Origin of the sequence: Burkholderia sp. Bp9090, from assembly GCF_003857985.1 — a bacterium.
Classification (GTDB): Bacteria; Pseudomonadota; Gammaproteobacteria; order Burkholderiales; family Burkholderiaceae; genus Burkholderia.
This window is the reverse complement of sequence record NZ_QTPV01000034.1, coordinates 11915-32812: the sequence shown is the minus strand read 5'-3', so window position 1 is coordinate 32812 and position 20898 is coordinate 11915. Positions and strand designations below refer to the sequence as shown.

The following is a 20898-nucleotide window of genomic DNA, read 5'->3' as shown; positions in this document are numbered from 1 at the left end:
ATGGAAATGCGCGCCGCGCCGGCCGGCCTCGCGCTGTCGCGCGACGACGCGCTGACGCATCCGGGCACGCTGCTCGCGCCCGACGGCACGCTCGTCGCCCCCTACGACCTCGAGCACGGCGGCGGCCCCGCGGAGGATCACGTGCCGGCCGCACCGGCGCTCGGCCTGCTGCACGCCGCCCACCGGCCGTTCCGGCTCGACTACGGCCGCACGGCGGACGTGTACGTGATCAACGGAATGGGCGTCGCGCTCGGCGACTCGGTGATCGGGCTGACCGCGCTCGCCGCGCTGCGCGCGATGCATCCCGGCCTGCGCTTCACGCTCTACCGGCCGGCCCGCGCGCCGCGCTACGTCGACGCGCTGTATGCGCTCGCCGCCGACGTCGTCGCGCCGTCGCGTGCGCTGCCGTGCGCCGCCGACGCACTGCCCGAGCACGCGCCGCGCATCGATCTCGGCAATCACCTGTACTGGCCCGCTTTCGCGCGACAACCGATGATCGACTTCTTCCTCGACGCGCTCGGCACGGACCCGGCCACGGTGCCGGCCACCGCGAAGCGCAATCGCTGGCTCGCGCGGCTGCCCCTGCCCGCCCTGCCGGCCGAATGGCGGCGGCCGTACGTGCTGTTCTGCCCGAGCGCGAGCACCGCGGTGCGCAGCGTGCCGCCGGCGCTGCGCGCGGCTTTCGTGGAGCGGCTCGCGCGGCGTTACGGGCTGCCGGTGGTCGGCTTCGGCCCCGTCGCGCATCCGGCCTATGTCGACGTGAGCCGCGACGCGGCCGATACCGCGCGCTTCATTGCCTGGGTCAGGGGGGCGAGCGTGCTGTTCGCGCCCGACACGGCCGCGCTGCATCTCGCCGACGGTTTCGACGTGCCGACGCTCGGCTGTTTCACGACGATCGGCCCGGCGCTGCGCGTGCGCGACTATCCGCACTGCGTACCGGTCGCGCTCGATGTGCCGGACGCATTGTACGGGCTGCATCGCAGCGAGCGGCCGGACGACCTCGCGGCGGTCGAAGCCGCTTACCGGGCGATCGACTGGGATGCCTTGCCGTGGCCTGCGCCGCGCGAAGCGGCGGCTACCGCCGGATAGGGATGGAGAAAAGGGAGTCGCCCGGATGACCGGACGCACCGCGGCATCCGCGCGCCGCCGCCCGCCTCACCCGGCCGCCACCGTCACCGCCCGCTCGCGCAGCGTCTCCGACGGCCGCTTGCCGAACAGCCGCCGATAGTCGGTCGCGAACTGGCTCAGGTGCCAGAAGCCCCACGCCTCCGCGACGTCCTGCACCGAACCGGCCGCCCGCCCGCACAGGTCGCGCCGCGCGCCGTTCAGCCGCAGCGTGCGCAGATAGGTCGCGGGCGCCATGCCGAGCACGTCCTGGAAACAGTACTGCAGCGTGCGCCGGCTCACGTGCAACTGCTCGCACAGCTCGGGCACGCCGACCGGGCGCGTGCGGTGTGCGAGCACGTACTCGCGCGCCTGCTCGACGATCCAGCGCCGTGTCGACGGGGCGCCGCCCGCGCCGTCATCAGCCGGTTGCGCGCACGCGTCGAACAGCGCGGCCAGCACCTCGGCCTGCAGGTCGTCGCGCTGTGCGTCGGGCAGCGGCCCGCCCGCGGCCGTCGCGCCGTCGAGGCGGCCGCCGAGCAGCGCACACAGGCGCGCGAGCCGCATATCGCCGATCTGGATCACGCGCTGCGCGAACAGCCGCTCGTCGAGCGCACGGTGTTCGACTTCCTCCGCGTAGCGGCGCAGCACGTCGCCGCGCACGACCACGCCGTAGATCGAGAACTGCGCGGGTGTCAGCAATTCGAATTCGACGTTGCCGGGCCGGAACGCGAGCGCGCCGGGGCCGATGCGGCACGCATCGACCCGCGCGGTGCCGTCGCTCGTCAGCGGGATGCCGAACCAGTACGCGTCGCCGCGCACCTCGCACGCCTGCCGCAGCAGGTGGCTGGTCGATTCGCGAAACAGCTTCATCGTGTCGAGCGGCAGCTCGGTCAGCGTGCCGACGAAGCGGCCGGCCGCGAGCTGGTCGTAGGTCTGCCGCCAGCCGATCAGGTTGCGCGCCTGCTCGTCGGCGTCGTGCGCGACGCTGACCACGGCCTGGCCGGCCAACGCGTCGTCGCCCTGTGCGCTGCACCGCGTGTCCTCGGCCGTCGGCTCGGCCATGCACTCCACTCGTTGACCCATCATGTTCTCCTCACCCGCCCGGGACCACGTCCAACACGCAAGTCCCGTGCCGATCCGCGTTGTCCGGCGACAAGCCCGTCATTCAACGCCGTGCGGCCGATGCGCGCCATGCGGGCGCACCCGGAGGCGGCATGCCGCGCACCGCGCGGGTGCGGCATGCGTGCCGCCGGCAGCTTCGGCGACGCGCTACGCTCCCGGCCGCAACCGCACGACCCGCGTGCCGCAGTTGCCGTACGCCTGCGCGACCGCCAGTTCGACGATCGGACTGCCCGCCGGCCAGGGCGCCGCGTCCGCTTCCGGCAGATCGGTGCGCAACGTCGCGCGGCCGTTGATCCGGTAGCGGATGCCGCGCACGAAATCGATGAACAGCAGCCCGACGCCGCAGCCGTCGCACGCCAGCGCATCGAGCCGGTGGCCGCCGTGCGCCGGCAGCGCGAAGCGCAGCGTCTTCGTGTCGATCACGCGCACGACCGGCCATAGATCGCCGTTCGCGTCGCGCATGCCCTGCACGATGTCGCAGGTCATGCGCGACGGGGCCGGGCCGCCGCTCGTCGTGCCGACGAACATGAACGGCTGCGATTCGACGAACTGGCGCACACCGATGCTCAGCCGCGTCGTCACGACGTCGCTCATCCGCTCGGCTTCGTCGGCGACGCCGAAGCGGTGATGCGCGTCGAGCTCGCCCGCGTGAAACACCGGGTGACGCGGATAGGATCGGGGCAGTTCTGACATGCTGGTTTCCGTCGGGGCCATCGGGGTGCGATACGGGCACGATACGGGCGCGAACGCGCACCGGCCGGTGCGAATGCCGACGCCCGTATCGAAGGTCGGAACACGAAAACGGCGAAGTGCCGGACGAACCGGCGCCAGCGCATTGCCGCCTCGCCGCGGACGCCGCCCGACGGCCGAAGGCTGGACAGCCAGCGCCCGACCGCCGCACCTTCCACGGCAAGCCGGCACCGGACGCGTCGCCGCCGTCCGGCACCGGCCGCCGTACCGGGCAGCGTTGCGCTGCCGCCCGGCCGGCCCCGGCACTTCGCCCCCTGCTGCGGCGATCAGAAGAACCCGAGCGCCTCGGCCTGGTAGCTGACCAGCAGGCACTTCGTCTGCTGATAGTTCGACAGCGCCATCTTGTGCGTCTCGCGGCCGATGCCGGACTGCTTGTAGCCGCCGAACGCCGCGTGCGCCGGGTACAGGTGGTAGCAGTTGGTCCACACGCGGCCGGCCTCGACCTCGCGGCCCATCCGGTACGCACGCGTGCCGTTGCGCGTCCACACGCCCGCGCCGAGCCCGTAGAACGTGTCGTTCGCGAGTTCGATCGCCTCCTGCTCGTCCTTGAACGTCATCACCGACGCGACCGGCCCGAAGATCTCTTCCTGGAACACGCGCATCTTGTTGTTGCCGAACAGCATCGTCGGCTTCACGTAATAGCCCGTGCCGAGGTCGGCGGCCGGTGCCGTGCGCTCGCCGCCCGTCAGGCATTGCGCGCCTTCGTCGCGGCCGATGTCGATGTACGACAGGATCTTGTCGAGCTGCTGCTGCGACGCCTGCGCGCCGATCATCGTCTGCAGGTCGAGCGGGTGGCCGCCCTTGATGCGCTCGACGCGCGCGACGGCCTTCTCGATGAAGCGTTCGTAGATCGATTCCTGGATCAGGATCCGCGACGGGCACGTGCACACTTCGCCCTGGTTGAGCGCGAACATCGCGAGGCCTTCGAGCGCCTTGTCGAGGAACGCGTCGTCCTGGTCGAGCACGTCGGCGAAGAAGATGTTCGGGCTCTTGCCGCCCAGTTCGACCGTCGACGGGATCAGGCTCTCGGCCGCCGCGCGCAGGATGTGCTTGCCGACCGGCGTGGAACCGGTGAACGCGATCTTCGCGATCCGCTTGCTGGTCGCGAGCGCCTCGCCCGCTTCCTTGCCGAAACCGCTCACGATGTTGATCGTGCCGGCCGGGAACAGGTCGCCGATCAACTCCATCAGCACCAGCACCGACGCGGGCGTCTGCTCGGCCGGCTTCATCACCACGCAGCAGCCGGCCGCGAGCGCCGGTGCGAGCTTCCACGCGGCCATCAGCAGCGGGAAGTTCCACGGGATGATCTGGCCGACGACGCCGAGCGGCTCGTGGAAGTGATACGCGACGGTGTTGTCGTCGATCTCGGAGATGCCGCCTTCCTGCGCGCGGATGCAGCCCGCGAAATAGCGGAAGTGGTCGATCGCGAGCGGCAGGTCGGCCGCCATCGTCTCGCGCAGCGGCTTGCCGTTGTCGATCGTCTCGGCCACCGCGAGCAGCTTCAGGTTCTTTTCCATCCGGTCGGCGGCGGCGAGCAGCAGGTTCGCGCGCTCGGTGACCGACGTCTTGCCCCACTTGCGGCGCGCGGCGTGCGCGGCATCGAGTGCGACCTCGATGTCGTCGGCGCTGGAACGCGGCACGCGGCAGAACGGTTTGCCGTTGATCGGCGACACGTTCTCGAAATACTCGCCCTTCACCGGCGGAACCCACTTGCCGCCGATGTAGTTGTCGTACTGCTGACGGTACGGGTATTCGACGTCGAGGCCCAGTTGTTTCAGGTCAAACGGGTTCATACATGTCTCCTGTTCATCGTGCTTGTGTGAATGCAGCGCCGGTTGGATCGCGCTGCACGGTTTACGCAACATGCGTGCCAAACCGGGCGAGAACGGAACAGGAGCGGTGCGTCCGGGCGCCCGCCGGGGGCGATGCCGGCGCACCGAACACGAGTGTCCCGATTCTGAACACCGGGACGGCACAGCGGGTACGACGGGTGTTCGGATTTTTCACAGCGCAGCTGCGCACGCACCGCTGCGCGCCACGCTCGCCACATGGCATGTCGCTTGCGTGCGGAACGCGGATCCGCACGCATCGGCCACGCGCCGACCGAACCATGAACCAACCGGGCCCCTTGAGCGACGATGTCGTCGCGTTCATCCATGAACAGGCATTCCTGATCGTCGCGACCGCGAACGCGGCGGGCGACGCCGACTGCTCGTATCGCGGCCGGCAGCCGCGCGCGGACGGTTCGTTCGCCCCGCTCGTCGACCTGCCCGATCGCCGCACGCTCGTGCTGCCCGACTTCGCGGGCAACAACCTGTTCAACACGATCGGCAACCTGCTCGTGAATCCGGCGATCGCGCTGCTGTTCGTCGATTTCGTCCGGCAGACGACGTGGCTCGTGCAGGGGCGCGCGACGATCGACGAAGAGGCGGGAAGCCGCGCGCAACTGTGGCCGGATGCGCTGCGTTATGTGGTCGTTGACGTGGAAAGCGCGCACGCGCGGGCCGATGCGGAATTGCCGCCGCTCGTGCTGGCGTAAGGCGCCGCACCATGCCGTCGTTGCGGCAAGGCGCGCGTGCCTGGGCCGGTGAGGCGCTGCGGCCGCTCGTGCTGGCGTGAGTCGCCGCACCATGCCGCCGTCGCGGCAAGGCGGGCGCGCATGGGCCGATGAGGCGCTGCGGCCGCTTGCGCAAACGTGACGCGCCGGGTGAGTCGTCGGTGCAGGAGCGCGCCGGCGCCGTTCCCGATGAGCGTGTGCCCGGCGACGCAACGCTCTACGGTCATTCGCGCGCGGGGCCGATCGTCGGTACGCGGATTCGCGCCATCGCAAAATGCCCGGGCGCGCGGTCCGCGATTGTCGACCTGCACGCCCCCGACGACGCCCCGCTCACCGCACACTCACCGCCCGCTTGCTTCCACGCAAGCCGGTTCGGTCCGGCGACGCGCCCGCGCGTCGGTATGCGCCGGTTCGCCGTCATCGCCGCGCGCTTCCGCCACTGCCGGCCGTGCACCGAGAAACGCGAACACCACCACCGCACACAGCACCGTGACGACCGCGAGCCCGATCAGCAGCCGATCGAATGCATGCACATAGCTCGCGAGCAGCGCCGCACGACCGACGCCCGGCAACCCGGCCGCCGCACCGGCGAGATCGCCGGTCGCGAGGCGCGCGGCCGCCCGCAGCGTCGCGTCGGATGTTCCCGTCGCCGCCTGCCGCAAATCGGCGTGCGCGAGGGTCGCCAGCACCGCGCCGGCGATCGCTAACGCGATCCCTTCGCCCGCAACGCGCGTCGTGCTGAAGATCCCGGTCGCCATCCCCGCGCGCTCCTTCGGCACGACGCTGACCGACAGCCCGTCCATCAGCCCCCACGGCATGCCGGCCCCGACGCCGATCGCGAGCATCGGCGCGATCGCCGCCGGCCCCGCGCCGCCGCGCAGCGCGACGCCCAGCCATACGAGGCCCGCCGCCGCGAGCAGGAGCCCGAGCCCCGAGATCACGCCGGCCGACAGCCAGCGCGTGAGCGTCGCCGCGACGAGCGGCACGACGAGCATCGGCGCGGAGATCGCGAGCATCAGCCAGCCCGCGTCGATTTCGCTGAAACCGTCGATGCCGATGAAGCGCAGCGGCAGCACGACGAGCAGCACGATGTAACAGCAGCAGGTCGACACCGGCAGCACCTGCACGCCGACGAAGCGCGGAATCCGGAACAGCGAGAGGTCGAGCATCGGCCGCGCGACGCGCGTCTCGATCGCGACGAATGCGCACGCGCCGAGCGCCGCGCCCGCCAGCAGCACAACGACGAGCGGATGCGTCCAGCCGCGCGCGGGTGCCTCGATCACGCCGAACGTGAACAGCGTGAGCGCGGCGGTGAACGCTGCGGTGCCGGGCCAGTCGAGCCCCGTCGCGTGCGGATCGCGCGACTCGTGCATGCGTGGCAGCCCGAACCCGAGCGACAGCGTGCCGGCCGCCGCGCCCGTGACGAAGATCGCGCGCCAGCCACCGTGCGCGATCAGCGAGCCGGCGAGCACCGGCCCGAACGCGAGCCCGATGCCGAAGGTCGTGCCGAGCAGGCTGAACGCACGCGTGCGCGCCGCGCCGTCGAACTCCTGCGCCAGCGCGGCCGTGCCGCCCGCGAGCGCCGCGGCCGCCGCGAGCCCTTGCGCGCCGCGCAGCAGGTCGACCGCGAGCATCGACGGCGCGAACGCGAGCGCAACCGACATCAGCGTGAAGCCGCCGACGCCAATCGCGAACACGCGCTTGCGGCCGAACTGGTCGGCCAGCGCGCCCGCCGCCATCAGGAAACTGCCGAACGCGAGCATGAACGCGTTGGTGATCCAGTTCATCGCGACCGGGCCGCCGTGCAGGTCGCGGCCGATCGCGGGCGTCGCGACCGCGCCGCCCGAAAACGACAGCGGCAGCGCGACGGCGGCCATGCAGACGGCGGCCAGCACCCACGCGCGCCGGCGTGCCGATGTGGCTGAATCGGCTGAAAACGGGTGATCCATCATTGCTCCTCGAAAAGCCGGCGCGGATGCGCCTCAAGCGCGATCAAGGATAATTTCGATTCAATCACCGAAAAACAATGCGTTGCTCCGTATATAACGGACTAAAATTCCTCAATTCACCGCATCGCATCCGCTCGGCCGCCTACGTCGATGGAAAACCTGAACGGCATCGCCGCCTTCGTCCGCACCGCCGAAGCGCTCAGCTTCGTCGCGGCCGGCCGCGCGCTCGGCATCTCGGCGTCCGCCGTCGGCAAGACGATCGCGCGGCTCGAGCAGTCGCTCGGCGTGCGCCTGTTCAACCGCACGACGCGGCGCGTCACGCTGACCGACGAAGGGCGCCATTTCTACGAACGCTGCCAGCGGATCCTCGAGGATTTTCGCGATGCGGAGGCGACCGTGACGGCCGCCGCGCAGCGCCCGCGCGGCAAGCTGCGCGTGAGCCTGCCGGTGATCGGCTACCGGTTCCTGCTGCCGGTGCTACCCGAATTCAGGCAGCGCTATCCGGACGTCGAGCTCGACCTGGATTTCAACGACCGGATGGTCGATGTCGTCGAAGGCGGCTTCGACGCGGTGATCCGCAGCGGCCCGCTGTCGGATTCGAGCCTGATGTCGCGGCGGCTCGGCCCGTTCGCGTTCGTGCTGTGCGCAACGCCCGCGTATCTCGCGCAGGCTGGCACGCCGCGGGCGCCGCGCGATCTCGAAGCGCACGATTGCGTGCGCTACTGTTTCCCGACCACCGGCAAGCTGCAGGACTGGGCGCTCGCCGCCGACGACGGCACGCCGCTGAAGCTGCGCACCGCGATGACCTGCAACAACATGGAAGCGCTGCGCGGCGCGGTGATGGCGGGGCTCGGCATCGGCTACATGCCCGATTTCCTCGCGCGCGACGCGCTGGACACGGGCGCGCTCGTCACGGTGCTCGACGACTACCGGATCGCGCCGGGGCAGTTCTCGATCGTGTGGCCGTCGAGCCGGCAGCTGTCGCCGAAGCTGCGCGTGTTCGTCGACTTCCTGTGCGAGCGGCTGTTCAAGTAGACGGACGGCGCGGTCGCGCCATCGATCCTCATCAATCCGCGCCGATCCGCTCCGCTTCCGCCTGCGGCAACAGCGCATCGCTGTCGTCCTTCAGCCCGACGCCCGTGAGGCCGAGCCGGCGCGCGTGCGTCATCAGGTAATGCAGCTTGTGCGCGGCCGCGGCATGCGGCAGCCCTTCGGGCCGCACGTTCGAGATGCAGTTGCGCAGTGCGTCGTGGCAGCCGACCTTCGGCGCCCAGGTCAGGTACACGCCGAGGCTGTCCGGCGAGCTGAGCCCCGGCCGTTCGCCGATCAGCATCGCGACGACCTGTGCGCGCAGCAGTTCGCCGATCTCGTCGCCGAGCGCGACGCGCGCCTGCGTCGCGACCACCACCGGGCCGATCCGCCAGCCGTCCGCTTCGAGCCGCGGGCACACGGCCTGCAGCAGCGGCAGCGCCTGCTTCGCGGCCGCGAACGCCGACAGCCCGTCGCCGACCACGAACACCACCTCCGGCGCGTCGTCGAGCGCCGCGCCGTAGCCGGCCAGCAGCGCGCGTCCGTCATCGGACAGCTTGCGGCCGAGATCGGGCCGGCGCAGGTAGTGCTGGCGGTCGGGCGCCGCGCTCTGCACGCCGAGCGTCGCGAAGCCGGCCGCGTCGATCTCGCGGCGCAGCGCGTCCGCGTCGAGCGGCTGGTGCACCGCGTCGCGCGCCTGCGCGTGCGACAGGTTGAACGCGAGCAGCGGCGCGGTCGGCAGGCTGCTGCCCGTGCGGCCGAGCGCGATCCGCGCGTTCGTGAACGACTTCAGCTGCGCCCACGGGTTCTTTTCGACGGCGTCGCTCATGCCGAAATCCCCATCCAGTCGTTCGCGCCCGCGAGCAGCGGCACGCGCGCGCTCGCGGCGCGCAGCGCGCCGTGCGCGTCGGCGATCTCCATCGTCTCCAGCCATTCCTCGAACTCGGGCGCGCGGCGCAGGCCGAGCACCTCGCGCACGTAGAGCTGGTCGTGAAACGACGTGCTTTGATAGTTCAGCATCACGTCGTCCGCGCCCGGGATGCCCATGATGAAGTTGATGCCGGCCGCGCCCAGCAGCGTCAGCAGCGTGTCCATGTCGTCCTGGTCGGCTTCCGCGTGATTCGTGTAGCAGATGTCGCAGCCCATCGGCACGCCGAGCAGCTTGCCGCAGAAATGATCCTCGAGCCCCGCGCGGATGATCTGCTTGCCGTCGTACAGGTATTCGGGCCCGATGAAGCCGACCACCGTGTTCACGAGGAACGGATCGAACTTGCGCGCGACCGCATACGCGCGCACCTCGCAGGTCTGCTGGTCGACACCGAAGTGCGCGTTCGCCGACAGCGCGCTGCCTTGCCCCGTCTCGAAGTACATCAGGTTGTTGCCGACGGTGCCGCGCTTGAGCGACAACGCGGCCTCGCGCGCCTCGCCGAGCAGCGCGAGCGAGATCCCGAAGCTCGCGTTCGCCTTCTCGGTGCCCGCGATCGACTGGAACACCAGGTCGACCGGCGCGCCCTTCTCGATCGCCGCGATCGTGTTGGTCACGTGCGTGAGCACGCACGACTGCGTCGGCACGCCGTAGCGTTCGCGGAATCCGTCGATCATCGCGAGCAGCTTCACGATCGCCGCGAGGCTGTCGGTCGCCGGGTTGATGCCGATCATCGCGTCGCCGCAGCCGTACATCAGCCCGTCGAGCATCGACGCGGCAATGCCCTTCACGTCGTCGGTCGGATGGTTCGGCTGCAGCCGCACCGACATCCGGCCGGCCAGCCCGACCGTGTTGCGAAAGCGCGTGACGACGCGGCGCTTGCGCGCGGCCGCGATCAGGTCCTGGTTGCGCATCAGCTTCGACACGGCCGCGACCATCTCGGGCGTGAGGCCCGGCGCGATCCGTTCGAGCGCGGCGCCGTCGGCAGCCGGCGACAGCAGCCAGTTGCGGAAGTCACCGACGGTGAGGTGCGAGATCTCCGCGAACGCGGCCGCGTCGTGATCGTCGAGGATCAGGCGCGTGACCTCGTCGTGTTCGTACGGAATCAGCGCTTCGTTCAGGAACGCCTTCAGCGGCACGCCCGCGAGCGCGATCTTCGCGGCCACGCGCTCCTCCTCGCTCGCCGCCGCGACGCCGGCGAGCTGGTCGCCCGAGCGCAGCGGGCTCGCTTTCGCGAGCAGCGTCTTCAGGTCCGCGAAACGGTACGTGCGCGGACCGATCGTCTCCGTGTAGGACATCGTTCGAATCTCCTTGCCAGTCCTTGCCTTGCCTGACGCCGACGGCGCGCCCGTTCGACGGGGCGCGCCGCATGCCGTCACGAACGGCCGTTCGGGTCGGCCATCCTCATTCCTCGAGCAGCGCGTCGCCCGGTGCGCTCGCACGCTGCGAACGGGTCGCGAGGAAGTACGCGTAGCCGAGCGCGAGGAACGCGATGAACACCATCGCCACCAGCCCGTTGAAGTACACCATCGTCGCAAGGCAAATCAGGGCTGCAACGATCGCGAACGCCGGGAAGAACGGGTACAGCGGCGCGCGGAACGGTCGCTCCAGGTTCGGCTGCGAGCGGCGCAGCTTGAACAGCGCCGCCATGCTTACGATATACATCACGATCGCGCCGAACACCGACATCGTCACGATGTTCGCGGTGAGCGTCTGGCCGCCGAACTGGATCAGCTCGTCGCTGTAGATCGCGGCGATGCCGACCACGCCGCCCGCGAGAATCGCGCGATGCGGTGTCTTGAAGCGCGGATGCACCTTGCCGAGCCACTCCGGCAGATAGCCTTCGCGGGCCAGCGCGAAGATCTGGCGCGAATAGCCGAGGATGATCCCGTGGAACGACGCGACGAGCCCGAACAGCCCGAGCCACACGAGCATGTGCATCCAGCCGCTGTTCGCGCCGACGATGTACTTCATCGCCTGCGGCAGCGGGTCGTTGATGTTCGCGAGCTTGGTCCAGTCGCCCGCGCCGCCGGCGAACACCATCACGCCGATCGCGAGCGTGACGAGCGTCAGGATGCCGGCCACGTACGCGATCGGGATCGAGCGCTTCGGGTTCTTCGCCTCCTCGGCGGCCATCGCGACGCCTTCGATCGCGAGGAAGAACCAGATCGCGAACGGGATCGCGGCGAACATGCCGTGGAATGCGCCGACGCTGAAATGATCGGCGCCCGACCAGCCGCCCTTCATGAAGTTGCTCCACGCGAAGCCCGGCGACACGACGCCCATGAACACCAGCAGCTCGAAGATCGCGAACAGCGTGACGACCAGCTCGAACGTCGCGGCGATCTGCACGCCGACGACGTTCAGCGCCATGAACACGAGATACGCGCCCATCGCCGCGTGTTTCGGTTCGAGCCCCGGAAACTGCACGTGCAGGTACGCGCCGATCGCGAGCGCGATCGCGGGCGGCGCGAACACGAACTCGACGAGCGTCGCGGCGCCGGCGAGATAGCCGCCCGCCGGGCCGAATGCGCGGCGCGCATACGCGAACGGGCCGCCCGCGTGCGGGATCGACGTCGTCAGCTCGGTGAAGCTGAAGATGAAGGTGGTGTACATCGCCGCGACGAACAGCGCGGTGACGACGAAACCCAGCGTGCCGGCGCTCGCCCAGCCGTAGCTCCAGCCGAAGTATTCGCCTGAAATCACGAGGCCGACCGCGATGCCCCACAGTTGCCAGGTCCCGAGCGTCTGCTGCAGCGCGGGCTGGCCGGACGACTTGGCGCCGGCGGCGGGCCGGCCATTCGACTCTGCTTTCATCGGATTCTCCTGAAAGGCGCCGGCCTGCGGGCCCGCGCGACTGAGAATCGATGCTAGAGAGTCATTAAACGACGTGTTATCGAAATTCGGCAAAGATGACGGCTGACGTTTCGCTGACGGCAACGGTGGGCGGTGGGCGGTGGGCGGCTCTCGGCTCTCGGCTCTCGGCTCTCGGCTCTCGGCTCTCGGCTTTCCACGAGCGTCATGCACACGCCGTCCGGCCGCGCGAAGCGGCCGGACGGCCGACGCGTCACCAGCGTTACTGACCGCCGCCGCGCTGGTTGAACCAGCGGTCGAGCAGTTTGCCAGCCGCCTCGCGGCCGCCGAGGCCGAACGACAGCGCGACCGCCACCGCGATCGCGCCGAGCACGAGGCCGAACGCGAGCTGCACGATCTCATTGGCGATGCCCATCGCGCGCAGCCCCATCGCGAACACCAGGCCGAGGATCGCGAACTGCGCGATCCGTGCGAACAGCACGCTGTGCTCGCGGTCGGCCTGCTCGATCACGCGGCGCGCGACGCCCGCGAGCCATACGCCGATCACGAGGATCACGCCGCCCGTCAGCACATGGCCGCCGAATTCGATGAACAGCGTGACGACGTCGCGCACCTGCGTGAAGCCGAGCCGGTTCGCGGCCTCCACCGACGCGAACAGCATCGCGAAGAACACGATCAGTCGCGCGACCAGCACCGACGGCTGCAGGATCCCCGAGAACACGCGCTCGACGCCGAGCACGGCCGGCAGCCCGTCGGCGCCGGCGGCTTCCAGCAGCTTCTGCGCGAGCGACGCGACGAAGCGCGCGAAATAGAACGTGACGAGCACGATCACGATCGCCGCGACGATGTCGGGCACCGCGCCGAGGAACTGGTTCAGCATGTTGGTGGCGGGAATCGAGATCGCGTCGATCTTCAGCGCGTCGAGCGCGGAGATCAGCGTCGGCACGAACACGAACACGTAGACGATGGTGCCGATCAGGCTCGACACGCGCACCGGCGTCGGGCTGTCGAGGCCCTGCGTGAGGCGATCGGCGCCTGCGGCAACCAGCAGGTTCGTCACGAGGCCGCGCAGCACGCGCGCGACGACCCAGCCGACGAAGCCGATCACCGCGGCCGCGAACAGGTTCGGCACGATCGCGAGCAGCCTGTCGACCATCCCCTGCACCGGCGACAGCAGGCCGGACAGCGCGAACGACGCGAGAATCGCCGGCAGGAACATCAGGATCACGAGCCAGAACAGCACGTCGCCGAGATAGCCGCTCATCGGCTGCATGCCCGCGCTTTCGGACAGCTTCTCGTCGACCTTGCTCGCCTTCAGCGCACGGTTCGCGAGGCTGCGCAAGAGCGACGCAATCAGCCACGCGATCAGCGTCAGCGCCGCGCCGCCGATCAGGTTCGGCAGGTAGTTGACGATGTGGGTGACGAGCAGCGAGAACGGATTGGACACCGCGTACAGGTTGAGCACGTTGAAGATGCCCACCGCGGTGACGAGCAGCACGAGCCAGAACAGCCCGCCGGCGATGATCCGCTCGACGCGCGCGCCCTGGCCGGTGCTTTCGTTGATCCGCTGATCGACCTTCAGCGCGTTGAGCAGCCGGAGCGCGCCGGCCCGCACCGCGACGGCGATCAGCCAGCCGATCACCAGGATGCCGATCGCGCCGGCAATCTTCGGCAGGTATCCGCCTAGCGTGGTCTGCAGCGACGTGATGAAGCTGGAAGCATCCATTTCTTCTTCTCCCGAAAAACGTGGCGTTGCGATTGAACATCGACGAACTACCTGCGTACTTCGAAAACCGTGCGTTGCCGCCCCAAGCAACTTACCCGAGAAAAATGACGCGATCACCCGATTTCACCGTCTTTAACTTTAGACATATCTCGACGGGGACGAGACCCCATTTCGGCGAAATTAAAAAGGGGCAGATTTTGTTGGCCTACGCATCTCCGCAAGATTTATCAATCGGCGGCGTGCTACCGTGACGTCGATTCCTGCCGGGGGACGCACGCATGACCGTCGACACGAAAGCCGAAACGCCCGCGTGGGTCCGCTATGCAGCACGCATCGCGCGCGTTCACGACCACATCCGCACGCACCTCGACGACACGCTCGACCTGAACCGGCTCGCCGACATCGCGTGCCTGTCGCCATATCACTGGCAGCGCGTCTATCGCGCGCTGTACGGCGAGTCGATCGTGCTGACGGTGCGGCGGATGCGGATCGTGCGCGCATCGGAGGACCTCGTCTGCACGGCGCTGCCGCTCGACGCGATCGCCCGGCGCGCCGGCTACGGTTCGACGCACGCGTTCGCACGCGCATTTCGGGATGCTTACGGCGTGCCGCCCGCGCAGCACCGGCGCGCCGGGGTTCATCGGCCGATCTATCCGTTACAGCGAGGAGAGGAAGACATGTTCAAGCATGAAGTCGAGATCCGGCGGCAGCCGGAACTGCGCGGTTACGCGGTGGCGCATACGGGCGCTTACCTGAAGGTCGGCGACGCGTTCGGGCAGATTGGCGCGTGGGTCGGGCAGCACGGGTTGATCGGCCCCGGCGCAAAGATGATCGGGATCTTCTACGACGATCCGGACACCACGCCCGAAGCGCAATTGCGAGCGAAAGCGTGCTTCGTGCCGGCCGGCGGCGCGCCGGACGTCGAGCCGACGCCGCCGGTCGAGCGCATCACGATCGCGGGCGGCGAGTATGCGGTGCTGCTGCATACCGGGCCGTATGCGGACCTCAAGACCGCTTACCAGTGGCTGTATGGCGACTGGCTGCGTCACTCGGGCCGCGAAGCCGCCGATGCGCCGCCGTTCGAGCTGTATCTGAATACGCCGATGGATGCGGCGCCGGCAGACCTGCGCACCGAGATTCATTTGCCGCTGCGTTGAGCGGCAGGTCCCGGGTTCGGGGCTCGGGGCTCGGGGCTCGGGGCTCGGGGCTCGGAGCGAGCCCGCACGCCGTGGCCCGGCGGCGCCCGTTGCAGGCGCCACGCCGCCCTTGGAGATCGGCCGTCACGCCGGCATCGAGGCCGACGATCGAGCCTTACCCGGCCTGCGTGCCGCAGCCCGGACAGAAGCGCGCGTCAGCGGCCAGCGCCGCGTGGCAGCGGCTGCACGCCTTGCCCCGCTGCGCGACACCGCACTGCGCGCAGAATCGCGCATCCGCCGCGTTGATGGCGCCGCAGCCCGCACAGGCGAGCTGACGCAGCGGCAAGTTGCTGCCCGGGCCGCCCTGCGCGTCGGCCGACGGCTGCCAGCCCCAGCCGTGACGATCGCGGCCGCGCGCATCGTGGCCGCCATGACCTTCCCTGCCCGCTCCGCCGTGATGCCCGCCGCTACCGTGGCCGCTTCCATGCCCACCGCCATGACCGCCTCCGTGGCCGCCACCGTGGCCGCCCAGGATCCGTTTCAGAAAGCTCATCGCCCGCTCCTCGTCACTGCGTCCGCGCGCTGTCGAACACGCCCGTCTTCGACAGCAGCCGCAAGCCGTTGCCGACGACGATCAGGCTCGCACCCGCATCGGCGAACACGGCCATCCACATCGTGCCGAGCCCGGCGACCGTCAGGCCGAGGAACACGATCTTCACGCCGAGCGCGAAGCCGATGTTCTGCACCAGCACGCGGTGCGTCGCGCGCGACAGCCGCACGAACGCGGGAATCTTTCGCAGGTCGTCGTCCATCAGCGCGACGTCGGCCGTCTCGATCGCCGTGTCGGTGCCCATCGCGCCCATCGCGAAGCCGATGTCGGCGCGCGCGAGCGCCGGTGCGTCGTTGATCCCGTCGCCGACCATCCCGACCGCGCCCGCGCCGCCCGCCGACAATTCCTCGACCGCCGCGAGCTTGTCCTCGGGCAACTGGTTGCCGCGCGCATCGTCGATGCCGGCCTGCTGCGCGATTGCCTGCGCGGTGTGCGGGTTATCGCCGGTCAGCATCGCGGTGCGGATGCCGAGCGCGTGCAGGTCGGCGATCGCCGCGCGGCTGGTGTCCTTGATCGTGTCGGCCACCGCGAAGATGCCGAGCACGCGCGTGTCGTCGACCAGCATCACGACGCTCTTGCCCTGCCGCTCGAGTGCGTCGAGCTTCGCCTCCAGCGCCGGCGAGCAGCGTTCGAGCTCCTCGACGAGCCGGTGGTTGCCGAGCCAGTAGCGCGCGCCGTCGATCGTGCCGCGCACGCCACGCCCGACGATTGCTTCGAATTCCTCAACATCTGAGAACGCTGCCGTCTGCGCGTCGCGCGCCGCCGCGGCGATCGCCTGCGACACCGGATGATCGGAGCGCGCCGCGAGGCTCGCGCCGAGATGACGCACGCGCGCCGCGTCGACGTCCGTCGCATGCAGGTCGAAATCGGTCTGCACCGGCTTGCCGTGCGTGATCGTGCCGGTCTTGTCGAGCGCGAGCCACGCGAGCTTGCGGCCTTCTTCCAGATACACGCCGCCCTTCACGAGAATCCCGCGCCGCGCCGCGGCCGCGAGCCCCGACACGATCGTCACCGGCGTCGAGATCACCAGCGCGCACGGGCACGCGATGACGAGCAGCACCAGCGCGCGGTAGATCCAGTCGTGCCACGCGCCGCCCATGACGAGCGGCGGCGCCACCGCGACCAGCAGCGCGACCGCGAACACGATCGGCGTATAGACGCGTGCGAACCGGTCGACGAAGCGCTGCGTCGGCGCCTTCGCGCCCTGCGCTTCCTCGACCGCGTGGATGATCCGCGCGAGCGTCGAGTTCGCGGCAACCGCCGTCACGCGATAGTCGAACGAACCCGCTTCGTTGATCGTGCCTGCGTACACCGCATCGCCTGCCGTCTTGTCGACCGGCAGGCTCTCGCCGGTGATCGGCGCCTGGTTTACCGTCGAGCGGCCCGCGACCACTTCGCCGTCCAGCCCGATCCGCTCGCCCGGCTTCACGCGCACGATCGCGCCGAGCGCGACCCGCGCGGCCTCGATCGTGCGCCACGTGCCGTCGATGTCCTGCACGGTCGCGGTGTCCGGTGCGAGCTGCATCAGGCCCTGGATCGCATTGCGCGCGCGATCGAGCGACTTCGCCTCGATCAGCTCGGCGATCGTGAACAGCACCATCACCATCGCGGCTTCCGGCCACTGGCCGATCGCCATCGCGCCCGTCACCGCGATGCTCATCAGCGCGTTGATGTTCAGGTTGCCGTTACGAATCGCGATCCATCCTTTCTTGTAGGTGGTCAGCCCGCACGTGAGCACGGCCGCGAGCGCCAGCACCGCCGACAGCCACACCGGCAGGCCGGCCCAGCTCACGGCCTCGGACGCGATCGCGGCGACGCCGGCGACCGCGAGCGGCCACCACGGCTTCGCGGGCGGCGGCGCGACCGGCGTTGCCGGCGCGTCGGCCGACGCGGCCTCCGGGGTCATCCCGAGCGTACGGATCGCGCTTTCGATCGCATGCTGCGCACCGGCCACGTGGTCGACGGTCAGCATCCGCTGCATCAGGTTGAATTCGAGCGCCGACACCTGCTGCATCCCGCCGAGCTTCTTGCGGATCAGCGTTTCCTCGGTCGGGCAGTCCATCTGCATGATCCGGAACGCGGAGCGCACATGACCCGACGCGGTCGCGCGCGCGGCCGGCAGCGGTGCGAGCGTCAGCGCGGCCGGCGCGCAGCAGGCGCCGGCCGCGTGGTCGTGGTCGTGGTCGTGGTCGTGGTCGTGGTCGTGGTCGTGATCGTGATCGTGATCAGCATGGTCATGCGTGGCATGGCCGTGTGCCGCATGGTCGTGCGAGCACGCCGCGCCGTGCCCGTCGCCGTGCGCGTGGCCGGCACGGTCACCGTGGTCGTGCCCGGCGAGGTGCGCCGATGCCTGATCGGGGTCATGGTCGTGGCCGCATCCACGCGACTGCCCGTCGCGCGCCGCCGCGTCGCCGTGCGCGTGCGCGTGCTCGCCGGCCGCCGACGCCGCGTCGCCAACGGTCGCCGCCTGCGGGTCGCGCGCATCGGCGCAGCAGGTCTCGGCGCCGCCGGCATGACGGTGTCGTGGGTCGTGGGTACGCTGCGCGTCGGTCATGACAACCTCCTCTATGGCTTGACGGAGTACAGTTAACACCCTGAAGCCACTACAAGGTCAACCCTTGCAAAGGAGAAAGCCATGAAGATCGGCGAACTCGCCAAGGCGGCCCGCTGCACGCCCGAGACGATCCGCTTCTACGAGAAGGAGGGGTTGATGCCGGATGCGGAGCGCACCGATTCGAACTACCGCAACTACACCGACGTGCACGTCGAGCGGCTGCGCTTCATCCGCAACTGCCGCGCGCTCGACATGGCGCACGACGAAATCCGCGCGCTGCTGCAGCTCACCGACACGCCCGCCGACCCATGCGATTCGATCAACGCGCTGCTCGACGAACACATCGGCCACGTCGATGCGCGCCTCGCGGAACTGACGCATCTGCGCGACCAGCTCACCGAATTGCGCCGCCAGTGTGTCGGCGAACATTCGGTCGAGGACTGTGGAATCGTGCACGGTCTCGCGACGATGGAAACCGTCGCGCCGGCCGCAAAGCGCTCGCACCTCGGCTGAAACCCTTGTCGAATATGATGGTCTAGTTGATACTAGTTATATTCTTACTAGACACAACATAACTATTCATGTCAACAAGCCGCCCGTCTCCGCTCGCACTCGCGGTCCTCGCGACGCTCACTGAAACGCCGATGCATCCATACGGAATGCTGCAGCAGTTGAAGGCGCGCGGCTACGACGAAGTCGTCAACGTGCGGCAGCGCACGAGCCTGTACCAGACGATCGACCGGCTGCTGCGCGACGGGTTGATCGCCGTGCACGACACCGAGCGCGACGGCGCGTTTCCCGAGCGCACGCTGTACACGCTGACCGAAGCCGGACATACGGCCGGACAGGCATGGCTGCATGCGCTGCTCGCGGAGCCCGCGCGCGAGTTTCCGGCATTCGGCGCCGGCCTCGCGTTCCTGCCGCTGCTCGATGCCGACGATGCACGCCGGCAACTCGAGCGCCGCATCGCAGCGCTCGAAGCCGAACGCGAACGTCTCGAGTCGCTGCGCAACGCCGCGCAGAACGACCAGGTTCCGCGCCTGTTCCTGCTGCACAACGAGCATGCGCTCATGCTGCTGAACGCGGAGCTCGACTGGGCGCGCAGCGTCGTCGAACACGTGAAGATCGGCGCGCTGCGCTGGGTCGACGGCTGACGCGCAGCCATCGGCGCGCGCCGCTCAAAGCACCTTGCCGGGGTTGAGCACGCCGACGGGATCGAGCGCGGCCTTCAGGCGCCGCATCAGGCCGATTTCGGCTTCGCTGCGCGTGTGCGCGAGATAGGCGCGCTTGAGCATGCCGATGCCGTGCTCCGCCGACACCGAGCCGCCCATGTCCCGGACGACCGTGTAGACGCAGCGATCGATCGCATCGGCGTTGGCGTCGCCCATGCCGTCGAGCGATACGCCGACATGCACGTTGCCGTCGCCGACGTGGCCGAAGCACAGGCACACGATGTCGGGCCAGGCCGCGCGCAACGCCGCTTCGCAGCGCTCGGCGAACAGGCCGAGTTCGCCCGTCGGCAGGCTCACGTCGAAGTTCACCAGATGCGGCAGCGCATCGATTGCGAGGCCTTCGCGCAGGGTCCACAAGTCGCGCGCCTGCCGCTCCGACGTCGCCAGCGCCGCATCGTCCACGAGCCCCGCGTCGATCGCATCCGCCAGGCCGTTTTCCAGCGCCGCGCACGCATCGCCGCCCGGTGCGCTCGTCGCGCACTCGATCAGCACCGCGAAGCCGCCGTCGCCCGCGAACGGCGCGACGACGCCGGGCGTATGACGCGCCACGTAGTCGTAGAAGGCCGGCCACATCGCTTCGAAACTGACGAGCTCGGGCAGTGCGCGCAGACGGTTCCACAACCCGACCACGGCATCGTAGCCGTGCACGCGACAGAGCGCGGTGGCCGGCGCGGCCAGCTTCGGATGCAGCCGCAGCACGGCACGCGTGACGATGCCGAGCGTGCCTTCGCTGCCGATGAACAGCTGCTTCAGGTCGTAGCCCGCGTTGTTCTTCAGCATCCGGTTCATCGACGACACGACGGTGCCGTCGGCGAGCACGGCTTCCAGGCCGAGCACCTGCTCGCGCATCATGCCGTAGCGGATCGCGCGCGTGCCGCCCGCGTTGGTCGCGAGCATGCCGCCGATCTGGCACGAACCGCGTGCGCCGAGATCGACGCCGAACGTGAAGCCCGCCGCGTCCGCTGCCTCCTGCACCGTCTGCAGCGGCGTCCCGGCGCGCACCGTCATCGTGCCCGCCGCCGCGTCGATCGACTCGACGCCCGCGAAACGCTCCATCGACAGCACGATCTCGCCGCCCAGCGCGACCGCGCCGCGCGCGAGCCCGGTGAGGCCGCCCTGCGGCACGACCGGCTGCCCGAGCCGCGTGCACAGCGCGAGCGTGCGCGACACGTCGTCGACGCTGCGCGGCCGCACCAGCGCACGCGGCCGCACGCCGGCCGGCTCGTTGTACGCGGTGAAGTAGCGCGGATCGATCTCGGCCGCCCGCGTGACCAGCGTGTCACCCAGCGCGGCGACGAGCGCCGCCTCGAGCGCGTCGTCCGCCGGCGCGGCTACATCGTGGCCGCCACGCGCGGCGGCCGTTTCCAGGCTCTGCATCGTGCGGGTC

Annotated in this window: 18 protein-coding genes; 7 read left to right on the top strand and 11 right to left on the bottom strand. The window is 69.7% G+C overall.

The annotated features are described in order from the left end of the window. The gene (locus tag DIE16_RS25840; protein ID WP_124893673.1) at positions 1-1089 is read left to right on the top strand and encodes an ADP-heptose--LPS heptosyltransferase; all 1089 of its coding nucleotides are present in this window, start codon (positions 1-3) and stop codon (positions 1087-1089) included. A 66-nt stretch (positions 1090-1155) separates the two neighbouring features. Here DIE16_RS25840 and DIE16_RS25835 read toward each other — a convergent pair whose 3' ends face one another. The 3 genes from DIE16_RS25835 to DIE16_RS25825 all read right to left on the bottom strand — a co-directional run bounded on the left by DIE16_RS25835 (position 1156) and on the right by DIE16_RS25825 (position 4772). After that, entirely contained in the window at positions 1156-2190 is a 1035-nt protein-coding gene (locus DIE16_RS25835; protein ID WP_124571372.1) for a helix-turn-helix domain-containing protein, read from the bottom strand. Positions 2191-2376: 186 nt separating this feature from the next. Further along, on the bottom strand, positions 2377-2922 hold the full coding sequence (locus DIE16_RS25830) for a hypothetical protein (RefSeq protein WP_124893672.1): 546 nt from the start codon (positions 2920-2922) through the stop codon (positions 2377-2379). Between the two features lie 323 nt (positions 2923-3245). Continuing rightward, entirely contained in the window at positions 3246-4772 is a 1527-nt protein-coding gene (locus DIE16_RS25825) for an aldehyde dehydrogenase family protein (protein ID WP_124486843.1), read from the bottom strand. 317 nt (positions 4773-5089) lie between these two features. On the opposite strand from DIE16_RS25825, the gene DIE16_RS25820 reads away from it, so the two are divergent. After that, positions 5090-5518 (top strand): pyridoxamine 5'-phosphate oxidase family protein, encoded by a 429-nt coding sequence (locus tag DIE16_RS25820; protein WP_124486842.1) that lies wholly within the window; start codon positions 5090-5092, stop codon positions 5516-5518. A 359-nt stretch (positions 5519-5877) separates the two neighbouring features. Here DIE16_RS25820 and DIE16_RS25815 read toward each other — a convergent pair whose 3' ends face one another. Further along, on the bottom strand, positions 5878-7485 hold the full coding sequence (locus tag DIE16_RS25815) for an MFS transporter (protein ID WP_124893671.1): 1608 nt from the start codon (positions 7483-7485) through the stop codon (positions 5878-5880). 150 nt (positions 7486-7635) lie between these two features. On the opposite strand from DIE16_RS25815, the gene DIE16_RS25810 reads away from it, so the two are divergent. Beyond that, positions 7636-8520 carry a LysR family transcriptional regulator gene (locus tag DIE16_RS25810; protein WP_044848388.1) on the top strand — a complete coding sequence of 295 codons (885 nt, stop codon included), beginning with the start codon at positions 7636-7638 and terminating at the stop codon, positions 8518-8520. Positions 8521-8551: 31 nt separating this feature from the next. Here DIE16_RS25810 and eutC read toward each other — a convergent pair whose 3' ends face one another. From eutC to DIE16_RS25790, 4 genes are all read right to left on the bottom strand, one after another. Continuing rightward, the gene (gene eutC, locus DIE16_RS25805; protein WP_124893670.1) at positions 8552-9343 is read right to left on the bottom strand and encodes an ethanolamine ammonia-lyase subunit EutC; all 792 of its coding nucleotides are present in this window, start codon (positions 9341-9343) and stop codon (positions 8552-8554) included. Continuing rightward, positions 9340-10737, bottom strand: a complete 1398-nt coding sequence (locus DIE16_RS25800; protein ID WP_044848390.1) for an ethanolamine ammonia-lyase subunit EutB — start codon at positions 10735-10737, stop codon at positions 9340-9342. The genes eutC and DIE16_RS25800 overlap by 4 nt, the downstream gene beginning before the upstream one ends. Before the next feature lie 106 nt (positions 10738-10843). Continuing rightward, complete coding sequence (gene eat, locus DIE16_RS25795; RefSeq protein WP_124893669.1) at positions 10844-12256, bottom strand: ethanolamine permease; 1413 nt, start codon at positions 12254-12256, stop codon at positions 10844-10846. Positions 12257-12515: 259 nt separating this feature from the next. Beyond that, a complete protein-coding gene (locus tag DIE16_RS25790; RefSeq protein WP_124893668.1) occupies positions 12516-13979 on the bottom strand; it encodes a mechanosensitive ion channel in 1464 nt (487 codons plus the stop codon). A gap of 278 nt (positions 13980-14257) precedes the next feature. Here DIE16_RS25790 and DIE16_RS25785 point away from each other — a divergent pair, with 278 nt between their 5' ends. Next, positions 14258-15136, top strand: coding sequence for a GyrI-like domain-containing protein (locus tag DIE16_RS25785; protein ID WP_124893667.1), 879 nt, complete (start codon positions 14258-14260; stop codon positions 15134-15136). A 154-nt stretch (positions 15137-15290) separates the two neighbouring features. On the opposite strand, the gene DIE16_RS25780 is transcribed toward DIE16_RS25785, so the two are convergent. After that, positions 15291-15668, bottom strand: coding sequence for a zinc ribbon domain-containing protein (locus tag DIE16_RS25780; protein WP_124893666.1), 378 nt, complete (start codon positions 15666-15668; stop codon positions 15291-15293). Between the two features lie 13 nt (positions 15669-15681). Further along, positions 15682-17787 (bottom strand): heavy metal translocating P-type ATPase, encoded by a 2106-nt coding sequence (locus DIE16_RS25775; protein WP_260434451.1) that lies wholly within the window; start codon positions 17785-17787, stop codon positions 15682-15684. 105 nt (positions 17788-17892) lie between these two features. On the opposite strand from DIE16_RS25775, the gene DIE16_RS37270 reads away from it, so the two are divergent. The 3 genes from DIE16_RS37270 (at position 17893) to DIE16_RS25765 (ending at position 19433) form a co-directional block, all read left to right on the top strand. Next, positions 17893-18315: a hypothetical protein gene (locus DIE16_RS37270; RefSeq protein ID WP_260434450.1), complete on the top strand. Its 423-nt coding sequence runs from the start codon at positions 17893-17895 to the stop codon at positions 18313-18315. Positions 18316-18360: 45 nt separating this feature from the next. Then, on the top strand, positions 18361-18792 hold the full coding sequence (cadR, locus tag DIE16_RS25770; protein ID WP_014895515.1) for a Cd(II)/Pb(II)-responsive transcriptional regulator: 432 nt from the start codon (positions 18361-18363) through the stop codon (positions 18790-18792). Between the two features lie 68 nt (positions 18793-18860). Continuing rightward, complete coding sequence (locus DIE16_RS25765; protein WP_124520454.1) at positions 18861-19433, top strand: PadR family transcriptional regulator; 573 nt, start codon at positions 18861-18863, stop codon at positions 19431-19433. 24 nt (positions 19434-19457) lie between these two features. Here DIE16_RS25765 and DIE16_RS25760 read toward each other — a convergent pair whose 3' ends face one another. Then, on the bottom strand, positions 19458-20888 hold the full coding sequence (locus DIE16_RS25760; RefSeq protein WP_124893664.1) for an FAD-binding oxidoreductase: 1431 nt from the start codon (positions 20886-20888) through the stop codon (positions 19458-19460). Positions 20889-20898: the final 10 nt, after the last annotated feature.